The following is a 24,532-nucleotide window of genomic DNA, read 5'->3' as shown; positions in this document are numbered from 1 at the left end:
CCGTGACGCCTTGCTTCTTCGGCACCTCCGAACGACAGCTCTTTGGCATGCACCACCCCGCGCAGGGCGCCGAACGCGCCACCGGGGTGGTGCTCTGCTATCCCGCCGCCCAGGAGTACATGTTGACGCACTGGGCCTTCCGGAAGCTGGCCGGGATGCTCGCGCGCGAGGGCTTCCACGTCTTCCGCTTCGACTACTACGGCACGGGGGACTCGGCCGGAGAGGTCCACGAGGGCCGCGTGGCCACGTGGGTCCAGGACATCCGCAACGCCGCCAATGAGCTGCAGGACGTGACGGGCGTGCAGCGCGTGGCGCTCGTGGGCCTGCGCCTGGGCGCGGCGCTCGCGGTGCGCGCTGCCGCGGAGGGGCTGTCCACCGCCGCGCTCGTGCTCTGGGAACCGCTGGTCCAGGGCGAGGCCTGGCTCCAGGAGCTGGAGCTGCTCCAGGCGCGCCGGGACACCCGCACCCTGTATCCCCAGCCCGAGAGCCCGCTGGAGGTGCGCGAGGAGCTGCTCGGCTTCGCGTTCCCCCGCGCCCTGCGTGAGGACATCCTCGCGCTGGACCTGGCCGCGCTGCCCGCGTGGCCCGCGACGCGCACGCACCTGGTGGCCGGCGCGGCCCGGCCCGAGTACCAGCGCCTCCAGGAGCGCCTGGAGGCGACGGGCCTGCCCTTCCAGCACCACCTGGTGCCCGAGGAGGGCGCGGGCGGCCAGGAGTCCGCGCTCCTGTCCAACCGCATCCTGCAGACCATCACCACGCTCCTGAAGGAGGCCGCGTGATGCGCGAGCGCATCTGTACCTTTGGCCCCGAGCAGAGCCTCGTGGGCATCCTCACGGAGCCCGACCCGGCGAAGGTCCTGCCGGAGGCGCCCGCGGTGGTGCTGTCCAACGTGGGCCTCAACCACCACGTGGGCCCGTACCGGCTGTGGGTGGAGCTGGCCCGGCGGCTGGCGGGGCGCGGCATCACCACGCTGCGCTTCGACCTGTCCGGCCTGGGCGACAGCCGCCCGCGCCGGGAGGGCGGCTCCGACGAGTTCCAGCGCGCCCGCGAGGAGACGCGCGCGGCGCTCGACTACCTGGAGCAGAAGAAGGGCCAGAAGCGCTTCGCGCTCATCGGCCTGTGCTCCGGCGTGGACAGCGCGCACGCGGTGACGGTGGCCGATGAGCGCGTGGTGGCGGCGGCCTTCATCGACGGGTACACGTACCGCACGCTGGGCTACCACCTGCGCTTCCAGCTGCGCTACCTGAGCCCCCGCCGGTGGACCCGCTTCCTGCGCAAGCGCAAGCTGCCCGCCCAGCTGCGCGAGGCCGGAGAAGCCGACGAGGTCTACACGCGCGAGTACCCCGAGCGCTCGCAGCTGACGCAGGACTACAAGCACCTCTTGGAGCGCGGCGTCAGCCTGTGCTTCGTGTTCTCCGGGGGCATGGGGCTGTCCTTCAACCACGAGCGCCAGTTCTACGAGATGCTCTCGCCGCTGAAGCTGGAGGGCCGCGTCACCTACGCCTTCTACCCGCGCGCGGACCACCTCTTCTCCGTGCCGGAGGACCGCGCGGAGCTCTTGCGCAAGCTCACCGCCTGGACCGTGGGCTCGGTGCCGCCGCGCGCGCTGGCGGGCTGAAGGACGCCTGTCCGCCCCACGAGCGGGGATGCGGCTTGGGGCCGGGTGTGCGTCAAGCGCTTGTTTCCCACCCAACGGTCGCCACCTTCGAAGCACACACGTTCTTCGAAGGAGAGCCACCCATGAAGCTCCCCCTGATGGCAGCACTGGCAGCACTCGCCTTCTCCGGCCAGGCGTTCGCGCAGAGCCACACCGACCACGAGACCCCGCCCATGCAGGAGCCGTCCACGGACGCGCCCCAGGACAGCGCGGAGCGCTGGGACAAGGCCACGGGCGGCTCGGGCGCCGCCTCCTCGGACTCCGAGGACCTCAAGCCCGCGGACGAGGCGGACGACAACGCCGTGGCGCCGGGCAGCGTGGATGAAGGCGTCGGCGGCTCCGGCTCCACCGAGCAGGGGAGTAACAGCACGAGCGACCACTCGTCCGCTGCGGAGCCGGGCGCCCCGAACTCCGGCACCCCGGGCAACAAGGGGGCGAAGATGGAAGTGACGCCGCCGGCCTGGGACCAGAACAAGAAGATGGGCAGCTCCGCGAGCCCCACCACGGGCACGCCGCCGGTGGAAGGCAGCGCGGGCAACTAGCGCCGTCGCCGCATCGACAGACATCGCAATGACAGGCGTGGGCGGGCTTCGTGTGAGCGAAGCCCGTCCATACCCACTGCGGGGTACAGACCCCCAGGCCTCCCCACCGGTATGTCCTTGCACGGACCGGATGGAAGGAGGCCCGTCGAATGGTTCTCACCGCGCGCGAACAGGCGCTCCTGCTCGAGCTGACCCAGGTGCTCTCCAGCTCCCTGGATTTGACCGAGGTCCTGGCCCGGGCCCAGGGGACCCTCGCGCAGCTGCTGCCCTGTGACTACGCGGCGCTGTGCGTGTCCAGGCCGGAGCGTCCCGGGGACTACGAGTGGATGGGATTGGGGGCGCCGGGCATCCTCTTCGCGCACTATCCAGAGCTCGCCACGGTGAACCTCGTGCGCGACTCGGACACGCTGTCGCGCAAGGAGTTGAAGCGCAGCCTCCTGTACCTGCGCTGCCGGGAGCTGGGGCTGCCGCTGGAGCACGTGATGGCGGTGCTGCTGGACCTGCGGCAGGACTGGCACGGCGGCTTCACGCTGTACCGCGAGCACGCCCTGCCCTTCTCCGAGCGGGAGCAGGCCCTCCTCGAAGACCTGACGCCCTACCTGACGAACACCGTGCGCAACTGCCGGCTGTTCGGGAACGAGGCGACGCGGGGCGACCTTCTGGACGCCCTCTTCCGCCACCAGGGCGCCGAGTGCGTCGTGATGGATCCACCGGAGCACGAGAAGCTGCGGACGCCGGGAGCCACGGAGCTGCTGCGGCGCTGGTACCCGGAGGAGCTGAAGGCGAACGACGCGCGGCTGCCGCAAGAGTTGCGAGAGCACCTGGCGCACCTCCGGGCGCCGGGCACGAAGCGGGCCCTGGGCATGGACACGTGGACGCGCTCCGGGGCGAAGCACGACCTGAAGGTGACGTTCGTGGAGCTGCCGGAGCAGCGCGGCAGCCGTCCCTGGGGGCTGGTGTTGCAGGAGTGCTCGCGGGCCATCCCGATGCCGGAGCCCTGGCGCCAGAAGCTCTCCAGGCGCGAGGCGGAAGTGGTCGAGGGGGTCCTCAGCAACTGGACGAACGAGACCATCGCCGAGGACCTGGGCCTGACGCTCAACACGGTGAAGACGCACCTGCGCAACATCTTCCCCAAGCTGGGCATCGAGAGCCGCACGGACCTCCTCTACCAGGCCGCCTGGAGGCAGAAGCCGGGGTGAAAATGGTGGGTAGCAGCACCTAACGTAAATCAGGGCTGAACTGATCGCTGGAAAAGGCCAGTTCAGGTTAAGGAGTATGGTTCGCGAAATCGTCGCCAGTGGTGAAGCTGCTTTTTTGCCAGCGATATTTGCGACCCGGGAAGAGTCAACGGTGACAAGCCAATGCATCCCGGAAGGAACGACGTGGGTTCTGCCTGGACGGCATCGTCACCTGCATTGATCGCCTAGGTCCTGAAGCTAAGAACGGCATGGACGCGAGCGCAGGCTCGTGGAGCACGCGCTGGCGTGGAAGAACCAACTGTGCCGGATTGAGGTCCGCGACGAACGCAAGCACGGCATCGACTTCCGTGTCCTCGTCCTTGGTTGCTCCGTCACAGGCCTGCGCCGACTTCGTCCCGACATTCAGCAGGACCTGTAAGTGGTACTATCAAGGCCATGAATTCGGATGACAAGCGCGCAGTGGAGAGGCGATCACTCGTCCATGAACCTCACGGACTACCCCTGGCGGCCTCCAGCGCAAACTTCACGCAAAGTCAACACCAATCAATCAATTCAAGCTAGCCTTACTGTTTCGCCGCAACGCCTCAACCAACAAGCCACCAGCCGACTCAAGGCATCCATCCAAAACAAAGGAAGCACCCAATGTGGTCTGACAGCGAAACCAACCGCGACTTTCTCAACTTTCGACATGTCGCCGACACAACGGCAGAAACAATCATTCAGGCAGCAGGCAGACCACTCTCCATAGGCATTTCCGGAGGATGGGGTGTTGGGAAGTCCTCCATGGTGAAACTCATAGCCGACTCACTTGAGGAACGAGGAAAGGGCAAGTTCCTGTTTATCAACTTCAATGCCTGGCTATACCAAGGCTACGACGACGCAAGGGCAGCCCTAATGGAAGTAATCGCGCAAGCCCTCGTCGAGCACGGGAAGAATTCCAAAACCAATCTAACAAAGGCAGTCGAATTGCTGGACAGGGTCAACTGGATCAGGGCCGCAACGGTCACGGCAGGCTCGGTTGCATCGATGGCCCTTGGACTTCCTCCAGTAGGATTGATTGGAGCAGCACTGAGTACAGCAGAAGGCCTCGCTGACGGCGAAGTAACGGCCAAAGACACGGAGGCGCTCGAAAAGCTTGGGAAACGAGCTGCAGAAACTGGCAAATCCCTCCTTAGGAAGCCCCAGTCCCCACCCAAGGCCATCCACGACATCAGAGAGTGCTTCAACCAAGCCCTCAAGGAGGCAGGCATAACCATGGTCGTCCTTATTGACGACCTTGATCGCTGCCTTCCCAATACGGCAATTTCGACATTGGAGGCAATACGACTATTTCTTTTCATGGAGCGCACCGCCTTCATCGTCGCAGCCGACGACAAAATGATACGACACGCCGTGCGGTCGCACTTCAAGAATGTCGAGGCGACCGACGACATGGTAACAAACTACTTCGACAAATTAATACAAATACCAATCCGCGTTCCGCCTCTTGGGACACAGGAGGTCCGCGCCTACATAATGCTTCTCTTTATTGAAAACAGTCAACTCCCGGAAGCAACACGCGACTCCCTTCGCTCAAACATCTGCAAACAGCTAGGCGACTCCTGGCAAGGCAAACGTGTCGACCGGGCATTTGTCTCATCCTTGATTGAGAACTGCCCCACTGTCCTAACGGCCCAGTTGGAACTCGCAGACCGGCTCGCTCCGCTGATGACCACTGCCAAGCAGATTGCGGGCAACCCGCGACTGATCAAGCGCTTCCTCAACACTCTATCGATAAGATTGTCGATGGCGCGCCTGCAAGGCGTCTCCGTCGACGAGGCAACACTTGCCAAAATGCTTCTATTTGAACGGTGCGGGTCAGAAGACGCATACGCTTTTCTTATCAGCAAAATAAACGACAGCGAAGACGGAAAACCAAAGTTCCTAAAAGAATGGGAAGAGAAAGCATCATTGGCTGTCCCCATTGAGCAACTCCCCTCCACCTGGAAAGGCGAATTCATAACGGATTGGCTGGCGCTGCAGCCAGCGTTGGCTGACGTAGACATGCGTTCCACGGTTTACGTTAGCCGTGAGCATTTACCCATCATCACCGCGACCGACCAACTATCGGCCGAGGGGTTTCGTCTACTCGAAGCTCTACTGGGACTTACCCAGCAAGGGAGCGCCATCCTGACAGCAAAGGTGAAGGAACTTCCGCAACGCGAAGTGGCGCTCATCATGGACAGACTCCTCAGCAAAGCCCGACAAGCGCAAGAATGGAGTCTAACTCCCATTCTATATGCGTGCCTTACGGTTTCACAGGCAGATCCACATCAAGCCAGCCGATTCGCTGATTTCCTGAAGTCTGTCCCAGGCGTTCAATTGCGTGCATCGATAGTGCCCGCCATCGGCAACAAATCTTGGGGCAAAGCCGTCCTCAGTCATTGGCACAACAAAGAAGACACCCCCACAACCGTCAAGCGTGCAATCACAACCGAACTAAGGACTGCTCAGTAATGGGAACATCTGCATCAAGCAAAGGGCCTAGCAGCAATGTTCCATTACTCCCTCCCTGGGTGCCGCCACTCGAACCAGCACCCCAACAAGGCCCGCAGGAGGAGATTGAACCTTCTTCGCCAGAGGACACACCATTCGAACCGCAGCCGACGCCAGAGCCCGCTCGGATAGCTCCGGAACTCGCGCAAGGGCGCCGATTCGCAGGAGCACGCAGCGGTCTTGGCAGCTTTGCACGCAGCGGATCACGCGAAGACTTGCAACGAGGTCTTGGCCACTACACCAGCGCGGGCCTTGGTGGCTCACAACGTGCGGCCCAACGCCTCGCTGCAACAGCTCGAACGGCCGGAGTTCTTTATGGCATCTTCGACGCACTACGCTCAGGCCAAACGATACAGTCCGAGCTTGGTTTCGATGCGCCATCGCTCGCAGGACTGTCCGCAAAAGAAGTTGGAGATAGAATAATCAATGCAATTCGTCCGACAGATGGCACCCAGGACGCCGAGGCAAGCAGAAATGCGCTCGCCCTGGCGATCGCAGATCTGCTTGAGCAAGATCCAGAATCCGACCTGACCGCCCTGACTCAAGAGCAAATCGAAAATGTCACAGAGCGCTATATTGCTCGCGACCTTTGCCACAGAATTGAGCTCGATATAGGCAAGGCCCTTCTAGACAAGGCTGCAACTCCACTCATAGGGGTTCAGCGTCTTGAAGAAGTCAGACAGTACGTCCAAGAGAGACTGGCCGCCTGTTTTCGCCTTAGAAGGGAACGCGGAGAGAGGCTAACAAGAAGTTCTGCAACTGGGCTTACGGGACAAGTGATTAGAGACACTTTTGAAGTTTTCGAAGGGTACATCCAATGAAAGTCATATGCGCTCCAGCGAAATTGCTTCCCTCCAGAAAGAACTTGACCCGCGAGATTCACTATGCGCTGTACGATCACGCCCCAAACAGCGTCACAGGAACCGCCGGCGCTTCTTTATACTGGGTACTCCGCAAGCTAAAGCTAGCTCCGGCTCCCCATGCCTGGGACTTTCTCTCAATTGCTCTCTCCGCCATAGCCGCCGACGAAGGTTGCAGCCGCTCCATAAGTCCAGACGGTTGGACACGCGAAATCGATCTCAGCATTGCAGTTATCGATCGCCCATTCTGGACTGCGCAGGCCCCACAACTGGAATCAGCACTCCGCTTCTTAACAGGCGACATCTGGCGCATTGACTTTATGGAGGGAGGCACGCTGCCCGACTTCACATGGACTCAGTTGGCCCAGAATGCCGACAGCGTCTGCTTGCTCTCTGGTGGAGTTGACAGTTTGGTTGGCGCAATTGACTTGGTCAGCACAGGCAAACAGCCGCTCTTGGTAAGTCAGATCGCAAAAGGCGACAAACATACCCAGCGAGACTTTGCAGCCAGAATCGCTCCAACGTCAGTGCATCTCCAATTAAATCATCTAGTGCGTCCTCCTGGACCCTCTGAAAGATCCCAGCGAGCCAGATCGCTCATCTTTATAGCTTATGGAATAATCGCGGCCACGAGCCTAGATCGGCATCGCGACGGCGAAGTCGTCGAATTGTTCATGCCTGAGAATGGGTATATTAGCCTCAACATCCCATTAACATCGCTTAGACTCGGAAGCCTGAGCACGAGAACAACGCATCCCGTTTATTTGGCAAAACTACAAAAAGTCCTTACCGCCGCCAACCTTCGAGTAAGCATCTCGAACCCATTTCAGTTCAAAACAAAAGGCGAAATGCTGCTGTCCTGCGCGAACCAGGAACTCCTGCGCGAACTGGTCTTCAGGTCTACGAGTTGTGGAAGATACGCTCGCAGTGGTTTCGAGCATTGTGGGCGCTGCGTTCCATGTCTCATCCGCCGCGCCGCAGTACATCGGTGGGGGCTGCAAGACTTGACGTCTTATAAATACAAGGACCTCTCTCTTCCCGGGCCTCGCCATCGTGGCTTTGACGATGTCAAATCCGCCTGCATGGCGATCGAAACCATTAAACGCTCAGGAATTGAGAACTGGATCGGAGGAGCCCTCAACTCCGCAGATCTTGGAAATGCAGCGCCGTATATCTCAATCGCAGAACGCGGTGTTCTTGAGCTAAGAAGCTACTTTGAATCCATTGGCATCTCATGATCGATTTCCATTGTCACATTGATTTGTACCCAAACCCCAAAGAAATTGTCGAAGGAATCGCACAACGCGGAATGTATGTGCTCGCAGTAACAACGACACCCCGCACATGGCAGCGCACGCGCCAAATTGTCTCCAATGCGGACCGCATCAAGGTTGCTCTCGGCCTGCATCCAGAGTTGGTCGCAGAACGTCACTCGGAGGTGGACCTCTTATGCAGCCTCCTTCCAGAGGCACGGTATGTCGGTGAAATAGGACTTGATGGCTCGCCACAACACAGGCCGTCACTTGGCTTGCAAAAACAAGTGCTCAACAAGATTCTGTCCGCCTGCAACACACTTGGGGGACGCATCCTCTCCATGCATTCTAGGTGTGCCGTTACCGAAGTCCTGGATTCGCTTGAGACTCACTCCGCAACCAATGTCCCTGTTTTGCATTGGTTTTCTGGTACGACACGAGAAGCAGCGAGCGCAGCCGAGCTTGGATGTTGGTTTAGCGTCGGCCCTGCCATGGCGCGCAGCAATAAAGGGCGAAAATTGATAGAGTCAATCGATCAAGCCAGGATCGTCACGGAAACAGATGGGCCATTTGTCAGGAATGGCGATTCTCCCTTGATGCCTTGGCATGCCTTGAATGCAGAGATGGTTTTGTCGGAGGTCTGGGGCCTCTCTGCCGAAGAGACTTCCCGGCTACTTCAAAATAATTTTCGGAGACTTATAGCATCTCTTCCGACTGCGCTTGTCACCCAGTAGCCGACATTCAGTTCTTCGACATTCTGTATTTATGAGGGCGCAGGTAAGCACAACTTCAAGGTGACGTTCGTGGAACTGCCGGAGCAGCGCGGCAGCCGTCCCTGGGGGCTGGTGTTGCAGGAGTGCTCGCGGGCCATCCCGATGCCGGAGCCCTGGCGCCAGAAGCTCTCCAGGCGCGAGGCGGAAGTGGTCGAGGGGGTCCTCAGCAACTGGACGAACGAGACCATCGCCGAGGACCTGGGCCTGACGCTCAACACGGTGAAGACGCACCTGCGCAACATCTTCCCCAAGCTGGGCATCGAGAGCCGCACGGACCTCCTCTACCAGGCCGCCTGGAGGCAGAAGCCGGGGTGAGGAGGTCCGGGGGCGCGCTCAGGGCTCCCGGAAGAACTTCGGGAACAGCGCGCGCGTGGTGCGGGCGGAGAGCAGCAGCGCGGCCTGCTCCTCCGGGGACGTGAGCGTGCGCAGCACCGACTCCAGCTCCGCCACGTGGTCGCCGTCCGCGGCGCCGTGGCCGCGCAGGAAGAGGACGGCCTTGTGGATGTTGGGGATGCCGCTGTCCGCGATGAGCCGGTCCACCGAGTCCGGGGCCCTGTTCACCGAGAGGTACTCCAGCACGTAGGCCGTGCCGAGGAACGCCGTGGGCACGCCCGACTGCGTGGTGAAGCGGTTCCACTCCACGTAGGCGCGCACCGCGGGGCAGATGGGCGCGCGCTCCACGCGCTCCTGCGTCCAGCCCAGTTCCTTCAGGTCCCTGAGCAACCACTGCTCATGCCCCTTCTCCTCGCGCGCCTTCTGGAACAGCAGGTCCGCGAGCGCGGGGCTCTGGCCCTCGCGCTTCGTGCGCTCGCCAGACCCGGTGAAGAACCCCTCGCTCCACCGCACGTACTGGTACGTCTGGATGAGGTAGTAGGCGTAATCATCCTGACGGATGCGCCCCTCGAAGAGGCGCCGGACGCCCGCCGTCGCGTCCAGCTCGCGCACGAGCATCCGCGCCTCGTGCCGCAGGGAGTCCAGCCAGTCCGTCTTCGCCGTCTGCTCATGCTTGGGCTGCTTGCACATACACGTCTCCTGACAGGGGCCCGTGGAGGCCCGTTGGGTGTGGCGTTGAGGGTGAAGGGGGAAGTGAGGAGCGCGCCGGCCCGGGGTCAGGCGGCGTCAGCGTCCAGCGAGTCGAAGAGGTCCAGCGTCCGCTGGGGAATCGCATCCAGCGCGGCGACGAGCGGCACGGTGAAGCGATGGAAGGCGGGATCGAAGTGCGGCGGACCGATGAAGCGTGCGCCCATCTTGTCCGCGAACAGCGACAGCACGGGCGGCATGCGCAGGGCGTCCAGGTCCTGGCGGGCCTGGTCACGCTGCTCCGCGGTGAGGCGGGCCGCCAGGGGCCCCACGGGCGGCGGGGGGAACTCCCGCGTCCGGACGCGGAAGCCGTCGCTCACCCAGCCCCGGCGCGCGGCGGCCTGGAAGTAGAGGTCCGCCTCCTCCTGGGAGTCCGTCTCCATGTTGGCCGCAGCGATCCAGTGGGTGACGCCGCGCCGGCGGCTCTCGCGGTACAGGCCCGCCTGGAGGCGCAGCACCGCCGAGTTGCGGTAGCGCCGGGTCACGCAGTAGCGCGTGGTCTCCGCGAACACGCGGCCCGGCGCGACGAACTCCGACAGGTCGAGCTTCTTCTCGATGTCCAGCCCCACCACCGTGTCCGCGAAGGCGGCCACCTCCGCGTTGGGCGTCAGCAGCCGGGCGGTCGCGACGGCCTCCGCGCCCGCGTAGACGACGACGTGGGCGGTGGTCCGGAGCGTGTCGAAGCAGTCCGCCTCGCGCGGCGCACGCGGGCGCTTGGGCCCCAGCATCCGCATCTCCTCGCCAAAGACCTGGTAACGGACGCGGAGCGCGTCATCCAGTTCACGCTGTGCTGTCGCGACACGGCAACTCCATGAAGACATGGCGGGTCTCGCTTCCACGGTACTTGCCGGACTGTGTGTCCGGCCCCGACCTTTCATTCGTCGCTGCTCGCCCGAGTGCGCTCACGGGTTGTCTTTTTCCGATGAGCCCGGCCAACCGCCCGCTGCCGCTGCCCGCCCCACCCCGTGGCGCATGGCCCGCGTCCCGGGGGTGATTCACCTTGGACGCACGCTGGAGGAGGACGCCATGACCGAGCAGACGCCCGAGGACCCGGGAGCCCCTTCCGACCGTGAGCTGCGCAAGCTCAGCCCCCTGGAGCTGAAGGACGCGCTCCCCCAGGTCGCGGACGAGGCCGTGAAGACCCGCGAGGCGGTGATGCTCAACGCCGGCCGGGGCAACCCCAACTGGATCGCCACCACGCCGCGCGAGGCCTTCTTCCTGCTGGGCCAGTTCGCGCTCGCGGAGAGCCGGCGGGCCTGGGACGAGCCCGGCGTGGGGCTGGCGGGCATGCCCCGCTCCCCGGGCATCGCCAGACGCCTGCATGACTTCCTGGATGCGAGCGACGACGAGCCCGCCGTGCAGCTGCTACGCGGCGTCCTGACGTACGGGGAGCACACGCTGGGCTTCAACCCGGACCGGTTCATCTGGGAGCTCACGGACGCCGTCATCGGAGACAACTACCCGGTCCCGGACCGGATGCTCCCCCACGCCGAGCGCATCGTGCAGGAGTACCTGGCGCGGGAGTTGTTCGCGGGCCGGCCGCCGCACGGCCGGTTCGACCTCTTCGCGGTCGAGGGCGGCACCGCGGCGATGACCTACCTCTTCCACTCCTTGATGGTGAACGGCCTGCTGCACAAGGGAGACACCCTCGCGCTGGGCTCGCCCCTCTTCACGCCGTATCTGGCGATTCCCCGGCTGGACGAGTTCCAGCTGCGCACGGTGGACATCCAGCAGAGCGCCACCACGAAGGACGGCCGCCACACCTGGCAGTACCCGGACGCGGAGCTGCGCAAGCTGGAGGACCCGCGCATCAAGGCGTTCCTCGTCGTCAACCCGTCCAACCCGGGCGCGGTGGCCATGCGCAAGGAGTCCGTGCACAAGCTGGTGGAGCTGGTGCGCAAGCGCCGGCCGGACCTGTTGATCATCACCGACGACGTCTACGGCACGTTCGTGAACGGCTTCCGTTCGCTGGCCGCGGACCTGCCGCGCAACACGCTGCTGGTCTACTCGTACTCCAAGCACTTCGGCTGCACGGGCTGGCGGCTGGGTGTGGTGGCGCTGCATGAAGACAACATCCTGGATGAGGCGCTGGCGAAGCAGCCCGCGAAGGTCCGTGCGCGGCTGGAGGCGCGCTATGGCGCCACCTCGCTGCACCCGGGGCGGCTGAAGTTCATCGACCGGATGGTGGCGGACAGCCGCGCCGTGGCGCTGAGCCACACGGCGGGCCTGTCCTTGCCCCAGCAGCTCCAGATGACGTTGTTCTCGCTGTTCTCGCTCTTGGACAAGGACGACGTCTACAAGAAGCGCTGCCAGCGCATCTGCCAGGACCGGCTCGAGGCCCTGTTCGAAGGGATGGGCATTCCCCTGCACGCGGATCCGCTGCGCACGGCCTATTACCAGACGCTCGACCTGGAGGCCTGGTGCCGGGAGCACCTGGGCGAGGACTTCGTCCGCTTCGTCCGGGAGCACCACGACCCGCTGGACATCGTCTTCAAGCTGGCCCGGAAACACGGCGTGGTGCTGCTCAACGGCAGCGGCTTCGACGGACCTCCCTGGTCGGCCCGTGTGTCATTGGCGAACCTGGATGACAGCGCGTATCCGCGGATTGGACAGGACCTCCGTGACGAGGTGCGGCGGGCCATTGACGCGTGGATGAAGTCCGGGGGAACGCCACCTGCCGCGTTGCATTGAAACAGGTGTCTTTTCCGATCCAGGGGGATCGCGAAGGACTCACTGTTCTCAAAGGCAGTACCACTTCCGAGGTACAGACACCGATCCTCCCTGCCGCCAACCTCCCGGCTCGGACGGAGACGCTCCGCCGTCGAACTCTCCAGGGCTGTAGCGAAAGTCCAGACGGACCGTAGCCAACCTGAAAGCGGGCGTGCGCATGTCAGTGAGGTGTGGGGGATGAGTTACCCATCAAGGGAAGAGGAGTGGGCGCTTCACGACCAGGTCTTGAAGCGGATGCCTGTCGCGAACGCGAAGGTCTTCGAGCTCTTCGTGCCGTTCATGCTGAAGACGCTCACCGCGGAGATGAAGTGCGACACCGAGGAGGCCCGTGCGTGTGCCCTGGAAGCGGTCATCGAGTACCTGGGCCGGCCTGACGGCTACGACCGGGACCAGTCCCTCCTGCGCAGCTACCTGACGCTGGTGGCCCGGCGGAACGTGTTGGATTCACGGCGCTCCCACCAGCGCCGGGTCCTGCGCGAACAAAAATTCGCGGACGTGGTCGAACTCCAGGCGAGGCCTCCGAATGAAGAGATGGAGGCAGCCGTGGAAACCGCCCTGGCCCTGAAGAGACTCGAACGTCGCAACCTGACGCAGGAGGACCAGGGAGTCCTCCGGCTCATCCTCCAGGGAGAGAGCTCCACCCTGGAGCTGGCCCGCCCCCTGGGCAAGGCAGGGCTGCCCGCGCCCGAACGCAAGCGGGTGGTGAAGCAGAACCGCGACCGCCTCCTCAAGCAGCTGAGGCGGCTCGGAAAGGAGGAGGACACCCATGACGAATCCTGACTGGCTGGAAGCAGCGGCCGAACGTGGTGCGCGGGAACCCGACATGCTGGGCTCCGTGTTCGCGTGGTACCGGGACCTGGAAGACCTGTCGGTCCAGGCCTTCGCCCAGAAGCTGGGCTGCACGGTGGAGACGCTCCACTGGGTGTCCCTGTGCCGGAGGCCCGAAGGCGCGGCGTTCTCCGAGCACGTGAACCAGATCGCCGAGCACTTCGGCATCGACGGGTTCGAGCTCTCCAAGGTCCTGCGCGACATGGAGGCCACCGCCGCGCTCATCGCGACGGAGAACAGCCCCCTGGAGCCGGAAGCGCGCGCCGTGCTCCTGGCCGCACGCGACCGCGAGAAGAAGTCATGAGGGAACGCTGGCTGCGGGATGCCCTCCAGGTGGCCAGTCTTCCCGAACCCGGGACCTTTCCTCGCCCCATCGTCGCGGACGCGCAGAAGGTCCTGCAGGTCAGCTTCGTCTCCCTGGATGAAGTCACCGTGCACACCGTCCGTGCCTACCTGTCCCGGCGTGGCTGGAAGTCCATGCCGGAAGGCGACGACCGGAACATGCACGGATGCATCGTGGCCCTGCGCGGCACCGCCTTCCTCTTCTATTCGCGCAAGGACCCGCTGGAGGAGCAGCGCTTCACGGCGGCGCACGAGCTGGCGCACTTCGTCCTCGACCACCTGGTTCCACGCCAGAAGGCCCTGCGCTTCTTTGGCGACAGCATCCTGCCGGTGCTCGACCTGCAACAGCTGCCTACGCCGGAGCAGCTGCTGACCTCCGCGCTGGATGGCGTTCCCATGAAGCCCCAGATCCACCTGATGGAGCGGGACGACCTGGGCGACATCCACACCGGGGACGTCTTGCGGGTGGAACAACGCGCGGACCGGCTTGCTTTTGAATGGCTTGCTCCCGAAGCCGTCGCAACGCAGGTCATGAAGCAAGGCCCGCGCGAGGAGCGGGCCGCTCGGCTCCAACGCGCGTTTGGCCTCCCCTCGCGGAAGGCGGAGGCCTACGCGCGGGTGCTGGCTCAACGGGAAGGAGCGCCGCGCTTCGTCCTGTCCTCGGTGCTGGGCGAAAGGAACCCGGGCTAGCCATGGCGGATCCCCTGGATGACAGCGAACTCGCCGGGGACAGGGACTACCTCGAGTCCTTTGGCGAGACCCTGGCCCAGACGCTCGACCTGGAGCGGTGGGTAAACGGGCTCCCCCTGGAAGACATCATGCGGATCTTCCGGGAGAAGATTGGCGGTGCCCTGGGCAAGGAGGACGTGCTGCGTGCCTCCGTGCGCAAGGAATTGCTGCCGCTCCTGAAGACGGGCCCGCACGCCCCCAAGGGTGCGGGCGTCTATCAGGCCACGGAGGCGCAGCTGCGCGCCGTCCTCGACGGCTACCTGTTCCCGGGCAAGGTCGAGGCGGTGAATGGACGCGCGGTGTCCCACGACACCCTGGCCCTGGGAATCACCCAGCTGGGCATCGCCGCGGTCGGCTATGGCGGCTCATCGGGGACCTTCTCCCAGCGGCTGTTCCGCAAGGAGGTCACGTTCCAGATGGACGACTCCTTCAAACAGGCTCGCGAATACGTCGAGCGGCGGGAGAACCGTTCGCGCAATGCACCGCGAAACAAGGACAGCCTGTCGAAGCTGGCCACCCGGGGCATCCGCACCTATGCGGAGCGGGCCATCCTTGCCGAGCGACTCCAGGCGGAATGGCGCATGGGAGTCGGGAACCCGCTGGCGTACGAGCTGGTCACCGGCTCCGGCTACCGGGGGCTCCTGGACGCATCGCTCGCGATGCTCGCGAACCTGGTCTCCCAGCAACAGAAGTTCGTCTTCGTCACGGACAAGCTCGAGCACCGGGGGTTCCTCACGCTGGGGCACTCGCTCGATGCGGGCGAGTACGCCATCCTCGAGACGCTGGAGTCCTACGGGCAGGAGATCCTCGAAGGGTGGCGCTATGACGACGAGGGCTTCGCGAAGGCGAGCCGGTTCGTCCAGCGCTACTGCCCCCAGGTCGTGATGGGGCTTTACCGCGCGTCGAACAACTCGCCGCCCCGCCTCTTCTACGCGCACCAGGAGCATGTCCACTTCGCGGTGCGCATCGCCATGGCGGACAGCATCCTGCGGCCGGAGCAGGGCTACCCCATGCTCCTGGATGTCGCCGCGATGACCTGTCACAGCGTCTTTGGCGAGGACGGCTTCCATGGCCTGGTCCAGGACGCCTACGCCCAGGCCGATCCCAGCCTCCAGTACCTGAACGTCCGCAAGCTTCGCCGCTAGTCCCACCGAGGGGGAAATCCATCCATGTCTGACAATGGCCGAGGTCCTGGCAGCCCGGGGCCGTATCCGCCGCACAATGGCAACAGCCTCCGCAACGGGCAGGCGCCGCATCCGCTGAACGGCAACATCCGGCCGGCTGGCAATGGCATCCGGCCTCCGGGCCCCAACGGCGCGCGCCCCATGCCCGCGTCCGCCGCGTCCTCCCAGGTGCGCCCGGCGCAGGCTCCGCCCTCGGCGCCTCCCTCCGGGAGCCGCCCCCCTCCCGCGACGAACAACATCGTCCAGGAGACGCCACGGGAGGTCCTCCACGCACTGGCCGCCGCGCAGAAGGAGGCCCAGGAGGCGGTGAAGGCCGACCCTGAGCTGGCTTTCGCGGTGGGCTTCACCCACTTCGACACGTCCTCCAGCCACGACAACCTCATCACCGTGCTGTCGACCAAGGAGGACCTGCCCAGGCTGGCCTCCCAGACGCTGGTGCGGGTGAAGTCCCGGGAGGATGGCCGTTCCTACCTGGGGGTCGTCGTGAGCGGGCCCTTCGCGGAGCCCAACGCCGTGCCCGCGAACTCCTCCATGGCCATTGGCGTGGTCACCCACGGCAAGAAGCTGACGTACACGTTCGACTATCACGGCCGCGCCGAGGTGGAGCTGCTGGGCGAGGAGGTGCGCGGGACGCTGCATCCGCCGCGCTTCCGGCCCCGTCCGCAGAGCCCTGTCTTCATCCTGGATGAAAAGGAGAGCGCCCGCGTGCTGGGCGTCGGCGGAGACCTGAGCCTTGGCATGGTGGTGGGCTACGAGGGCATGGAGGCCCGCCTGAACCCGCGGGACAAGTCCGTCCTGCCCCGGCACACGGGCATCATCGGAACGACGGGCGGCGGCAAGTCCACCACCGTCGCCACGCTCATCCACCGCGCGCAGCTCGCGGGCATCGCCACCATCGTGTTCGACGTGGAGGGTGAGTACACCCATATCCACCAACCCACGAACCATGAGGCGATGCTGGAGGCGCTCCGGCGGCGGGGAGACAAGGCGGAAGGCGTGAAGGATCTCCACATCCATCACCTGGACGGGCGCAAGACGCGCAACCCCCGGCATCGTGCCCTGCACCGCTTCTCCCTGAACTTCTCCAGCCTGTCGCCCTACGCCCTCGCGGAGATCCTGGAGCTGTCCGAAGCGCAGCACGAGCGGTTCATCAAGGCCTATGACGTCACCAAGCTGCTGCTGCAGGACTTCAAGATCTTCCCGACCGACTCCAGGGACCCGGAGCAGCAGCGGCAGGTGATGGATGTGGATGAGCTGACCACCGGCTATCCGCGAATGACCATCCAGCACGTGCTGGACGTGGTGACCGCCTACATCTACAGCCTCAGTGATGAAGGCAAGCTGGAGGGACGCGGCGCGGGGACCCGAGCGGGTTCACGCAAGCGTGCCGCGGCGCAGGGGGACCTGGGACTCGGCGAGGAGCCTGAAGAGACCCCTGCCCCCGTGCCTTCCGGGCCGCAGTTCTACAGCGAGTTCAAGAGCAATCCCGGCCTGGTGATGCAGCGCGTGTACGCCGCGAGCAGCCGCACGGAGATCAGCTGGAAGGCCCTGGCCAGCAAGCTCTACCGCCTGAAGCGGCTCAACATCTTCGACCGGGGCACGTCCTCGGGCGTGAAGTACGACGCGATGCTCAGCCCCGGCCGCGTGTCCGTCATCGACCTGTCGGACACGGACTCGCCCCAGCTCAACAACCTGGTCATCGCGGACATCCTGCGCGGCATCCAGGAGCGGCAGGAGGAGGCCTACGAGAAGGCCGACCGCGAGGGCGGCGATGTGACGCCCGTGCTCATCATCATCGAGGAGGCCCACGAGTTCCTGTCCGCCAGTCGCATCTCGCAGATGCCCGTCCTGTTCGAGCAGGTCTCGCGCATCGCGAAGCGGGGCCGCAAGCGGTGGCTGGGCCTCGTCTTCGTCACGCAACTGCCCCAGCACCTGCCCAACGAGGTGCTGGCCCTGCTCAACAACTTCATCATCCACAAGATCACCGACGGCGCGGTCATCAGCCGGATGCAGAAGTCGGTAGGGAGCATCGATGAGAGCTTGTGGAACCGCGTCTCCCGGCTCGCGCCAGGGCAGGCGCTGGTGTCCTTCAGCAACTTCACGCGGCCGCTGATGGTGGCCGTGGACCCCGCGCCCGTGATGCGGCTGCTTGTCGATTAGTCACCCGAAGGCCAGGAACACCGGGGCGCAGGAGCGATATAGAGCGGGCTGTCATGCTCGTCTCCGCGCTCCTCGCCTCTGTCATCGTCGCCCAGGCTCCCGCGTCCCCGGCCTCCCTTGCCGCGGAGACGCTGGGCCTGGGCCCTGTCCTTGACTCCGTCGTCCACCAGGGCGTGACCTACGCCGCCCTCGCGCGTGGCGGCATCGCCGTGCTCAAGATTGATGGCTCGGCGCCCCAGCTCGTGCGCCGCATCGAGGAGGGCCGGCGCTTCGTGCGGCTCGTCGTCGTGGGCCAGTCCCTCCTCGCCATCGAGCAGCGTGAGGAGGCCCATGCGTTCTCCCTCGCCACGCCGGAACAGCCGCGGCCGGACTCGCTGGCCTCCGCGCTGGGCGCGACGCGCGACCTCACCGTCGTGCCCCAGGCGCCGCCGCCCACCCAGGCCCCTCCTCCCCCAGCGGCCCCCTCCTCCACCCGGGTCACCGTCACCGCCGTGAACGACGGCGACGTGACGCTCTCCGGTGGCAACGCGGCGGGCCTCGGCGAAGGCACGCGCGTCCGCATCCGCACGCAGGACTCCCGCGAGGTGGTGCTGCGGGTCGTCGAATCGCGCGAGGACACCGCCATCGCCCGCCTGGGCCGGGGCGAGAACGTGCGCGTCGGTGACACCGCCGTCGTCACGGACGCCCCCGCCACCGCGCGCCTCTTCTTCCCCGAGCCCGGTGTGCCGCGCCTGCGCTACGGCTTCCACGCGCGGCCCTTCCTCGCGCTGGATGCGAAGACGCGGCAGGGCAAGTCCGCTCGCGCGGGCGGCCTGCTGCTGGATGCGTTCATCTCGTGGCGGCCGGGGGACCTGCCCCTGGTGCTGAGCGCCCAGCTGGACCCCGTGGGCTTCGGGCTGGGCACGGGCCTGCGCCACACGCCGGGCTCCGCGTACGTCGCGGCGGCCTACTCCACCGCGTTCCTGGAGGTCGGGCTCGGCGCGGGCGGGCAGTTCGGGCAGAAGGAGTGCGCCCCGCAGTACACGTACGACCCCATCACCTACGAGCCCCTCGACCCCACGACCGTGTGCGACTCCAACGCGGGGCCGACCTTCCAGCAGGTGCTGCGGCTGGGCGCGCTCGACGGGTTCCACATCGCCTGGAACTCCGCCATCCTCTCGCGCGACAACCAGTTCCGCTTCGGCTCCGGACGTGGCGAGGTCCAGGTGCCCCTCACCCCCAGCCTCTCCCTCTTCGGCGCGGGCGGGGGGTCGGCCAGCGGATGGGGCTTCGGCGAGCTGGGCGTGCGCAGCTTCCTCAAGGGCACCGGCGGCTCTGGCACCACCGTGTTCTCCGCCAGCCTGGGCATCGTGTCGCTCTCCGATGGCACCGGCGAGGCCCTCTCCGGCCCCTCCATCGCCATCGGCATCGAGCGCCGTCCCTGAAGTCAGTGGCCGGACGCCATCGACGCGGCGAACTCCTCGGGCACCATCGCGCCGGAGATGGGGAAGTCCTTCGGCGCCTTCTCCCACGCCTTCCTGGCAGCCGGGCGGGCAGCCGTCCGGGAGAGCTGCCCCAGGCCGATGAGCGTCAGCGACAGCACGCCCAGCCCCACGGCCCCCGCGGTCAACTCGTCCACGAGGCCGGTCCTGCGAAGGCCACCCACCCCCAGGAGCGGGAGCGCGGCGATGGGCATGGCCACCCACGCCAACCACGTGTGCCAGTTCGCGCGAGCCTGGTGCCTCAGTGCGTCGATTGAAACCATCGGGGCATCCTTCCGGACAGGAGGGTCGTCCAGGAGGATGGGGATGAACCTGGGTCCGATGAAAGGCCCCCTCGCCAAGCTCGCCCGCTTCCTCACGGGCAGGGCGTTGGTGCGGGGCGCCAACAAGGACCGGGGCGCTCCCGCGTTCAGCCGCTCAGTGCCCGCACGCGCGCCGCGAGGTTCTGCGTGAAGAGCCGGTAGATGTGCAGCGAGGCCGCGTCGTGCGTGGCCAGGAAGTGCTGGAAGCTCTCGCGGGTGATGCGCAGCGCGCGCACCGCCGTCTTCGCGCGCACGTTCGCGGACACGGGGCCGTCCTGGACGAGGGAGATCTCCCCCAGGAACGAGCCCGGCCCCAGCGTGTTGAGGTGCCGCGCGTTCGGCTCGTTGCCGGCGAAGACGTCCACCGTGCCCTCCAGCAGCACGAGCAGTCCCGTGCCGGGCACGCCCTTCTCCAGCAGCACCGAGCCCGGCGTGGCCGTCACGGGCCGCGCCAGCCGGTACAGGTCCTTCATGTCCTCCAGCGTCAGCTCGCCGAAGATGGGAATGGCCTTGAGGAAGCGGTAGCCGCTGGCCTCCGGCACGGTCGCGCCGGCGGCCAGCCGCGCGAGGAGCGCCTCCGCCTCCACGTCCAGGCCCATGCGCCGCAAGAGCCGCGCCTTCTCCGTCACCAGCACCGGATCCGCGCGCAGGAGCTCGGAGCTGCTCAGCGCGTCCGCCAGCACCGCGAGCGCCCGGTGCGTGAAGCCTCCGGCGTCCAGCACCTTGCACGTGCGCAGCACCGCTTCGACGTAGCGCGGATCCTCCGCGAGCACGCCCCCCAGCGCCTCCGCCTCCGCGTGGGCCTGTCCCAGCTCGTGGTAGAGGTCCGCGGCCTCGAAGGGACGGCCCAGGCGGACCAGGCAGTGCGCCATGGACTCGCGGGCGCCCAGGCCCCGGTAGACCTCCAGCGCGCGCTCCAGCGCCCCACCCCGCTCGAAGGCCGCCGCGGCGCGCTCCACCTCGCCCGCGCGCAGGTACGCCTCCGCGGCCGCCACGAACTGGCCGCCCTGCGCGTACAGGTCCGCCACCGACACGTCGTCGCCGCTGCCGTCCAAAAGCCGCGCCGCGCCCGTGAAGTCGCGCGCCCGGCGCAGCACGTCCACCAGCCAATGGCGCTCCTTCACGGACCCCTGCGCGGCCTCCTTGCGCAGGCGTTCGCGCTGCGCCGCGCCCAGCTCCTCGTAGAGCTGCGCCGCGCGCTCCGGCTCGCCTTGAGCCGCCAGGGACTGCACCACCTGGAGCGTGCCGCCCCGCACCGAACCGCCGCGACTGCTGCCCGCCGTATCACCAGCCATGTCACACGTCCCTTCCCAGGCCCGCCCCGTCGGGGCGGCGCGCCCGGTTCCACAGCGCCTGACAAACCAGGAACCCGGGCGTAAAGCCAGCCTCGACCGGCCCCCCCCGTGGCCCTGGAGACACCGGGTCCGGTAGGGTCCGGGCATGGTTGTTCCCGTCCCGGCCGGGGTGTCTCCGGACCGCCTCCCCGGGCCCTCGCGCCCGCGCTCCTGGTACCTCGTGGCCCCTTCCGCCGCCCTGCGCCCCGGTCAGGCGATGGGCGTCCAGGTGGGAGGCCACGAGGTCGTGGTGTTCCGGAGCCAGGAGGGGCGCGTCCACGCCCTGTCCGCGCACTGTCCCCACCTGGGGGCCCACCTGAAGCACGGCACCGTCCAGGGCGAGCAGCTGCGCTGTCCGCTGCATCATTGGAGCTTCGATGGCGGGGGCCGCTGCCGCGCCGCGCCGGGACGGAGCGACGTGTCCGCCCTGCCGGGGCCCCGGGCCTGGCCGGTGGAGGAGCGCTTTGGCGGGGTGCTGGTCTTCAACGGGCCCCAGGCGCTGTTTCCCCCACCCGACCTGGCGGGTGGGGAGCATGTCTGGAACGTGGGACCTCCGGTGACGGTGCGGTGTCCCTGGTTGCCGCTGGCGGCGAACGCCTTCGACCTGGAGCACCTGCGCACGGTGCACCACCGGGAGCTGTGGGACACGCCCACCTGGGAGACGCCGGACCGGTACACCCTGCGGCTGCGCTACACGTCGCGCGTCATCGGCACGGGCGCGAGCGACCGGCTGATGAAGGCGCTGTCGGGCAACCGCATCCGCGTGGAGCTCACGCTGCACGGCGGCACGCTGATGTCGGTGAAGAGCGACCTGGGCCGTGCACGGGGGCTGCTGCTGGCGAGCCTGACGCCGGCGGCGGAGGGCACGTCGGTGCGGCTCGCCGTCGCGGCGCGTCGGGGACGGATTCCAGGCGCGGCGGCGCTGGTGCTCGGCGTGTCGCGCTGGCTCTACACGTCGTTCCTGCGCCGGGACCTGTCCGTGCTGGACGGCATGCGCTTCAACGTCACGACCGCGACGGCGGATCCGGTGATGCGCCAGCTGCTCGACTTCGCAGTGGGCCTGCCCGAGGACGGGGACGATGCGCGCCGATGACGCCCCGCCGATTCCCGCCGCGCTCAATGCGCTGTTGCTCGTCGCGGCGATGGGCGCGGGGGCGCTGTGCCTGTGGACGGCGTCGCACGCGGAAGGGCTCTGGGTGCGGCTGGTGGCGGCCGGGGTGTTCTCCTACGTGAACAACACGGTGTTCTCGCTGCTGCACGAAGCGACGCACGGCGTGCTGCATCCGTCGCGACGGATCAACGACGGGCTGGGCCGGCTGGCGGCGACGTTCTTCCCCACGTCGTTCACGTTGCAGCGCGCGTTCCACCTCACGCATCACCGGTACAACCGCACGGCGCGCGAGCAGTTCGACTACCTGCACCCGGGCGACCACCGCTTCCTCAAGTATGCGCAGTGGTACGTCATCCTGACCGGCGTCTACTGGCTGTTCGTGCCGCTGGGGGCGCTGGTGTTCGCGCTCGCGCCGGGCCTGCTGCGAAGGCTGCGAGGCCCGGGCACGCGCTACGGGGAACAGACGGGAGCGGACGCGTACCTGGGGCGGCTGGAGGACGCACCGGGCGCGGCCATCCGGGTGGAGGTGCTGGGGATGGTGGCGGTGCAGGCGGGGCTGGCGTACGCGCTGGACCTGACGCTCGTGGGGTGGGCGCTCTGCTACGCGGCGTTCGCGGTGAACTGGAGCTCGCTCCAGTACGCGGATCACGCGTGGTCGCCGCTGGACGTGCGCGAAGGCGCGTGGGACCTGAAGGTCGCGGCGCCGGTGCGCTGGGTGTTCCTCAACTACCACTACCACCGAGCGCACCACCGGCACCCGCAGGTGCCCTGGCTCTACCTGGGCCGCTACGTGGATGAGGGCGTCCCTCGTCCGTCCTTCCTGCGGGTCTGGCTGGCGATGTGGCGGGGGCCCAAGCCATTCCCGGAGCAGACGAAGTGAGTGCGTCCTCCGGTGATGAGGCGCAGGCGGAGGGCCCGCTCTTCGGCTGGCCCGCGCGAGAGGAATTGAAGCGCACGGGGGCGATGACGTTCGGCTTCGCGCTGTTCTTCCTCGCGGTGTACGGCGGCGCGAGCTGGGTGACGGGCTTCTATCCCGGCGGCCTGCGCGTGGACCTGCCGTTCGAACAGCGCATCCCGTTCATGCCCGGCTGGGCCGCGGTCTACGTCAGCATGGACGTGCTGCTGCTCCTGTCCCTGTTCATCTTCCGGACCTGGCGGCGGATGCTGCCCTTCGCGCTGGCGCTGTGCGCGGAGACGGTGCTGGGCGCGCTCTGCTTCCTCGTCCTGCCGGTCGAGGTGGCCTGGCCGCCGCGAGCCGTCACCGGAGGTTGGACGTCCGTCTTCCAGGCCGCGGACACGATGAACCTGGAGCGCAACTACCTGCCGTCGCTCCACGTCGCCTTCGCCTGCACGGCGGCCCTGGCCTACCGCGAACGCGCAGGCACGGTGGCGAGCACCGCGTTCGCGCTGTGGGCGCTGGCCATCGCGGCGTCCACGCTGCTCATCCACGAGCACCACCTGGTGGACGTGCTCGCGGGAGCACTGCTCGCCTGGGGCACGTGGCGTGTCGTGGCGCCCCGGGTCCGGAAGGCGGAGTTCCTCGAAGCGGTGCGGGTGGAAGCGCTCTGCGCGCGGGAGCTGTACCGCTTCGCCCGCAGGCACCCGCGCTACGGCCTCATCGCGCTCGCGCTGTATCAACAATCCCTGGGGCGCTGGAGCAAGGCGCGCAGGGCGCGGGTGGGGTTCTGCTTCCTCCAGTTGGTGGATGACGTGCTGGATGGAGACCGTCCTGTCGAAGGCGAGCCGCTGGACGCCATCGACGCGCTCCTGCGCACGTTGGAGACCGGAGCGCAGGCCCCGGTGACAGAGTTCCACGACACCGCGACCACGCTCGGCCGGGTGCTGCTCACGGAGCTGACCGATCCGGCGGCTCGCGGGCAGGTGTTCGAGCTGGTGCGCACGATGCGCCGCGACCGCGAGCGGGTACGCGATGGGCGCTGGTGGGACGCGGCGACGCTCCAGACCCAACTCGGCAACACCTTCCGGCTCTCCGTGGGGCTGATGCTGCACGTCGCGGACGCCCAGGTGCGCCCGGATGAGGCCCCTTCCCTGCTCGCGGCGTTGGGTTGGTGTTCCGTGATGCGCGACCTGCGCGAGGACCTGTCCCAGGGCCTCTTCAACGTCCCCGCCGACGTCGCGGCGGAGGTGCGCGCCCAGGGGCATGATCCGGAGGACTTCGACGCCCTGCTCTCGGCCGAAGCCGGACGGACGTGGGCGCGGAGCGAATACCAGCGGGCCCGCACCCTGCTGGACCGTTCCGCGAAGGAGCTTGCCCACCTGGAAGGCAGGCCCGGAGTCGCGCTGCTGCGCCTCTTCCACCGGTCGGTGGAAGCCTTCTGGGCCCGGAAGCTGCCGCGTCGCATGCCCTTCCTGCGCGAGTCGCCGGTGCTCGAAACCTCCTGAGTCTTTCACGCGCGGTCGTCATACCCGCG

Annotated in this window: 23 protein-coding genes; 19 read left to right on the top strand and 4 right to left on the bottom strand. The window is 66.6% G+C overall.

Annotation, left to right across the window (positions count from 1 at the left end; genetic code table 11):
- The first annotated feature begins 2 nt into the window (after positions 1–2).
- The 9 genes from NR792_RS00915 to NR792_RS00875 all read left to right on the top strand — a co-directional run bounded on the left by NR792_RS00915 (position 3) and on the right by NR792_RS00875 (position 9,134).
- Positions 3–779, top strand: a complete 777-nt coding sequence (locus NR792_RS00915; protein WP_375758187.1) for an alpha/beta fold hydrolase — start codon at positions 3–5, stop codon at positions 777–779.
- On the top strand, positions 779–1,618 hold the full coding sequence (locus NR792_RS00910) for an alpha/beta fold hydrolase (protein WP_375758186.1): 840 nt from the start codon (positions 779–781) through the stop codon (positions 1,616–1,618). Before NR792_RS00915 ends, NR792_RS00910 begins: the two co-directional genes overlap by 1 nt.
- A gap of 122 nt (positions 1,619–1,740) precedes the next feature.
- Positions 1,741–2,199, top strand: a complete 459-nt coding sequence (locus tag NR792_RS00905; RefSeq protein ID WP_375758185.1) for a hypothetical protein — start codon at positions 1,741–1,743, stop codon at positions 2,197–2,199.
- A gap of 149 nt (positions 2,200–2,348) precedes the next feature.
- A complete protein-coding gene (locus NR792_RS00900) occupies positions 2,349–3,398 on the top strand; it encodes a LuxR C-terminal-related transcriptional regulator (protein WP_375758184.1) in 1,050 nt (349 codons plus the stop codon).
- 642 nt (positions 3,399–4,040) lie between these two features.
- Positions 4,041–5,894 (top strand): P-loop NTPase fold protein, encoded by a 1,854-nt coding sequence (locus NR792_RS00895; protein ID WP_375758183.1) that lies wholly within the window; start codon positions 4,041–4,043, stop codon positions 5,892–5,894.
- 254 nt (positions 5,895–6,148) lie between these two features.
- The gene (qatB, locus tag NR792_RS00890; RefSeq protein ID WP_375758182.1) at positions 6,149–6,754 is read left to right on the top strand and encodes a Qat anti-phage system associated protein QatB; all 606 of its coding nucleotides are present in this window, start codon (positions 6,149–6,151) and stop codon (positions 6,752–6,754) included.
- A 44-nt stretch (positions 6,755–6,798) separates the two neighbouring features.
- Complete coding sequence (gene qatC / locus NR792_RS00885) at positions 6,799–8,031, top strand: Qat anti-phage system QueC-like protein QatC (protein ID WP_375758181.1); 1,233 nt, start codon at positions 6,799–6,801, stop codon at positions 8,029–8,031.
- A complete protein-coding gene (gene qatD, locus NR792_RS00880) occupies positions 8,028–8,780 on the top strand; it encodes a Qat anti-phage system TatD family nuclease QatD (RefSeq protein ID WP_375758180.1) in 753 nt (250 codons plus the stop codon). Before qatC ends, qatD begins: the two co-directional genes overlap by 4 nt.
- A 60-nt stretch (positions 8,781–8,840) precedes the next feature.
- Positions 8,841–9,134 carry a response regulator transcription factor gene (locus NR792_RS00875; RefSeq protein WP_375758179.1) on the top strand — a complete coding sequence of 98 codons (294 nt, stop codon included), beginning with the start codon at positions 8,841–8,843 and terminating at the stop codon, positions 9,132–9,134.
- 18 nt (positions 9,135–9,152) lie between these two features.
- Here NR792_RS00875 and NR792_RS00870 read toward each other — a convergent pair whose 3' ends face one another.
- Positions 9,153–9,842 carry an iron-containing redox enzyme family protein gene (locus NR792_RS00870; protein ID WP_375758178.1) on the bottom strand — a complete coding sequence of 230 codons (690 nt, stop codon included), beginning with the start codon at positions 9,840–9,842 and terminating at the stop codon, positions 9,153–9,155.
- 86 nt (positions 9,843–9,928) lie between these two features.
- A complete protein-coding gene (locus tag NR792_RS00865) occupies positions 9,929–10,720 on the bottom strand; it encodes a GNAT family N-acetyltransferase (protein ID WP_375758177.1) in 792 nt (263 codons plus the stop codon).
- A gap of 205 nt (positions 10,721–10,925) precedes the next feature.
- Here NR792_RS00865 and aspD point away from each other — a divergent pair, with 205 nt between their 5' ends.
- The 7 genes from aspD to NR792_RS00830 all read left to right on the top strand — a co-directional run bounded on the left by aspD (position 10,926) and on the right by NR792_RS00830 (position 19,296).
- Entirely contained in the window at positions 10,926–12,590 is a 1,665-nt protein-coding gene (aspD, locus tag NR792_RS00860) for an aspartate 4-decarboxylase (RefSeq protein ID WP_375758176.1), read from the top strand.
- A gap of 216 nt (positions 12,591–12,806) precedes the next feature.
- On the top strand, positions 12,807–13,409 hold the full coding sequence (locus NR792_RS00855; protein WP_375758175.1) for a hypothetical protein: 603 nt from the start codon (positions 12,807–12,809) through the stop codon (positions 13,407–13,409).
- On the top strand, positions 13,396–13,761 hold the full coding sequence (locus tag NR792_RS00850; protein ID WP_375758174.1) for a hypothetical protein: 366 nt from the start codon (positions 13,396–13,398) through the stop codon (positions 13,759–13,761). The genes NR792_RS00855 and NR792_RS00850 overlap by 14 nt, the downstream gene beginning before the upstream one ends.
- A complete protein-coding gene (locus NR792_RS00845; RefSeq protein WP_375758173.1) occupies positions 13,758–14,489 on the top strand; it encodes an ImmA/IrrE family metallo-endopeptidase in 732 nt (243 codons plus the stop codon). Before NR792_RS00850 ends, NR792_RS00845 begins: the two co-directional genes overlap by 4 nt.
- Before the next feature lie 2 nt (positions 14,490–14,491).
- On the top strand, positions 14,492–15,673 hold the full coding sequence (locus NR792_RS00840) for a hypothetical protein (protein WP_375758172.1): 1,182 nt from the start codon (positions 14,492–14,494) through the stop codon (positions 15,671–15,673).
- Between the two features lie 24 nt (positions 15,674–15,697).
- On the top strand, positions 15,698–17,872 hold the full coding sequence (locus tag NR792_RS00835) for an ATP-binding protein (protein ID WP_375758171.1): 2,175 nt from the start codon (positions 15,698–15,700) through the stop codon (positions 17,870–17,872).
- A gap of 53 nt (positions 17,873–17,925) precedes the next feature.
- On the top strand, positions 17,926–19,296 hold the full coding sequence (locus tag NR792_RS00830; RefSeq protein WP_375758170.1) for a hypothetical protein: 1,371 nt from the start codon (positions 17,926–17,928) through the stop codon (positions 19,294–19,296).
- A gap of 2 nt (positions 19,297–19,298) precedes the next feature.
- Here the strand turns inward: NR792_RS00830 and NR792_RS00825 are convergent, their stop codons facing one another.
- Together NR792_RS00825 and NR792_RS00820 are read right to left on the bottom strand one after the other, a co-directional pair.
- A complete protein-coding gene (locus NR792_RS00825; RefSeq protein ID WP_375758169.1) occupies positions 19,299–19,616 on the bottom strand; it encodes a hypothetical protein in 318 nt (105 codons plus the stop codon).
- A gap of 146 nt (positions 19,617–19,762) precedes the next feature.
- Complete coding sequence (locus NR792_RS00820) at positions 19,763–20,950, bottom strand: cyclic nucleotide-binding domain-containing protein (RefSeq protein ID WP_375758168.1); 1,188 nt, start codon at positions 20,948–20,950, stop codon at positions 19,763–19,765.
- 145 nt (positions 20,951–21,095) lie between these two features.
- On the opposite strand from NR792_RS00820, the gene NR792_RS00815 reads away from it, so the two are divergent.
- From NR792_RS00815 to NR792_RS00805, 3 genes are read left to right on the top strand one after another with little or no spacing between them, the layout of a single operon-like run.
- A complete protein-coding gene (locus NR792_RS00815; RefSeq protein ID WP_375758167.1) occupies positions 21,096–22,082 on the top strand; it encodes a Rieske 2Fe-2S domain-containing protein in 987 nt (328 codons plus the stop codon).
- The gene (locus tag NR792_RS00810) at positions 22,069–22,980 is read left to right on the top strand and encodes a fatty acid desaturase (protein ID WP_375758166.1); all 912 of its coding nucleotides are present in this window, start codon (positions 22,069–22,071) and stop codon (positions 22,978–22,980) included. Before NR792_RS00815 ends, NR792_RS00810 begins: the two co-directional genes overlap by 14 nt.
- Complete coding sequence (locus NR792_RS00805) at positions 22,977–24,503, top strand: phosphatase PAP2 family protein (protein WP_375758165.1); 1,527 nt, start codon at positions 22,977–22,979, stop codon at positions 24,501–24,503. The genes NR792_RS00810 and NR792_RS00805 overlap by 4 nt, the downstream gene beginning before the upstream one ends.
- Positions 24,504–24,532: the final 29 nt, after the last annotated feature.

Origin of the sequence: Corallococcus exercitus (assembly GCF_042231735.1) — a bacterium.
Taxonomy (GTDB): domain Bacteria; phylum Myxococcota; class Myxococcia; order Myxococcales; family Myxococcaceae; genus Corallococcus; species Corallococcus exercitus_B.
Note: the sequence above shows the minus strand (reverse complement) of the source record. Positions and strands in the feature narration are given on the sequence as shown.

What these genes read in the sequence shown, in the direction of transcription:
- NR792_RS00910 (WP_375758186.1), top strand. Translation starts at nt 779, where the DNA reads ATGCGCGAGCGCATCTGTACCTTTGGCCCCGAGCAGAGCCTCGTGGGC.
- NR792_RS00905 (WP_375758185.1), top strand. Translation starts at nt 1,741, where the DNA reads ATGAAGCTCCCCCTGATGGCAGCACTGGCAGCACTCGCCTTCTCCGGC.
- NR792_RS00900 (WP_375758184.1), top strand. Translation starts at nt 2,349, where the DNA reads ATGGTTCTCACCGCGCGCGAACAGGCGCTCCTGCTCGAGCTGACCCAG.
- NR792_RS00895 (WP_375758183.1), top strand. Translation starts at nt 4,041, where the DNA reads ATGTGGTCTGACAGCGAAACCAACCGCGACTTTCTCAACTTTCGACAT.
- qatD (WP_375758180.1), top strand. Translation starts at nt 8,028, where the DNA reads ATGATCGATTTCCATTGTCACATTGATTTGTACCCAAACCCCAAAGAA.
- NR792_RS00870 (WP_375758178.1), bottom strand. Translation starts at nt 9,842, where the DNA reads ATGTGCAAGCAGCCCAAGCATGAGCAGACGGCGAAGACGGACTGGCTG.
- NR792_RS00865 (WP_375758177.1), bottom strand. Translation starts at nt 10,720, where the DNA reads ATGTCTTCATGGAGTTGCCGTGTCGCGACAGCACAGCGTGAACTGGAT.
- aspD (WP_375758176.1), top strand. Translation starts at nt 10,926, where the DNA reads ATGACCGAGCAGACGCCCGAGGACCCGGGAGCCCCTTCCGACCGTGAG.
- NR792_RS00855 (WP_375758175.1), top strand. Translation starts at nt 12,807, where the DNA reads ATGAGTTACCCATCAAGGGAAGAGGAGTGGGCGCTTCACGACCAGGTC.
- NR792_RS00850 (WP_375758174.1), top strand. Translation starts at nt 13,396, where the DNA reads ATGACGAATCCTGACTGGCTGGAAGCAGCGGCCGAACGTGGTGCGCGG.
- NR792_RS00845 (WP_375758173.1), top strand. Translation starts at nt 13,758, where the DNA reads ATGAGGGAACGCTGGCTGCGGGATGCCCTCCAGGTGGCCAGTCTTCCC.
- NR792_RS00840 (WP_375758172.1), top strand. Translation starts at nt 14,492, where the DNA reads ATGGCGGATCCCCTGGATGACAGCGAACTCGCCGGGGACAGGGACTAC.
- NR792_RS00835 (WP_375758171.1), top strand. Translation starts at nt 15,698, where the DNA reads ATGTCTGACAATGGCCGAGGTCCTGGCAGCCCGGGGCCGTATCCGCCG.
- NR792_RS00830 (WP_375758170.1), top strand. Translation starts at nt 17,926, where the DNA reads ATGCTCGTCTCCGCGCTCCTCGCCTCTGTCATCGTCGCCCAGGCTCCC.
- NR792_RS00825 (WP_375758169.1), bottom strand. Translation starts at nt 19,616, where the DNA reads ATGGTTTCAATCGACGCACTGAGGCACCAGGCTCGCGCGAACTGGCAC.
- NR792_RS00820 (WP_375758168.1), bottom strand. Translation starts at nt 20,950, where the DNA reads ATGGCTGGTGATACGGCGGGCAGCAGTCGCGGCGGTTCGGTGCGGGGC.
- NR792_RS00815 (WP_375758167.1), top strand. Translation starts at nt 21,096, where the DNA reads ATGGTTGTTCCCGTCCCGGCCGGGGTGTCTCCGGACCGCCTCCCCGGG.
- NR792_RS00810 (WP_375758166.1), top strand. Translation starts at nt 22,069, where the DNA reads ATGCGCGCCGATGACGCCCCGCCGATTCCCGCCGCGCTCAATGCGCTG.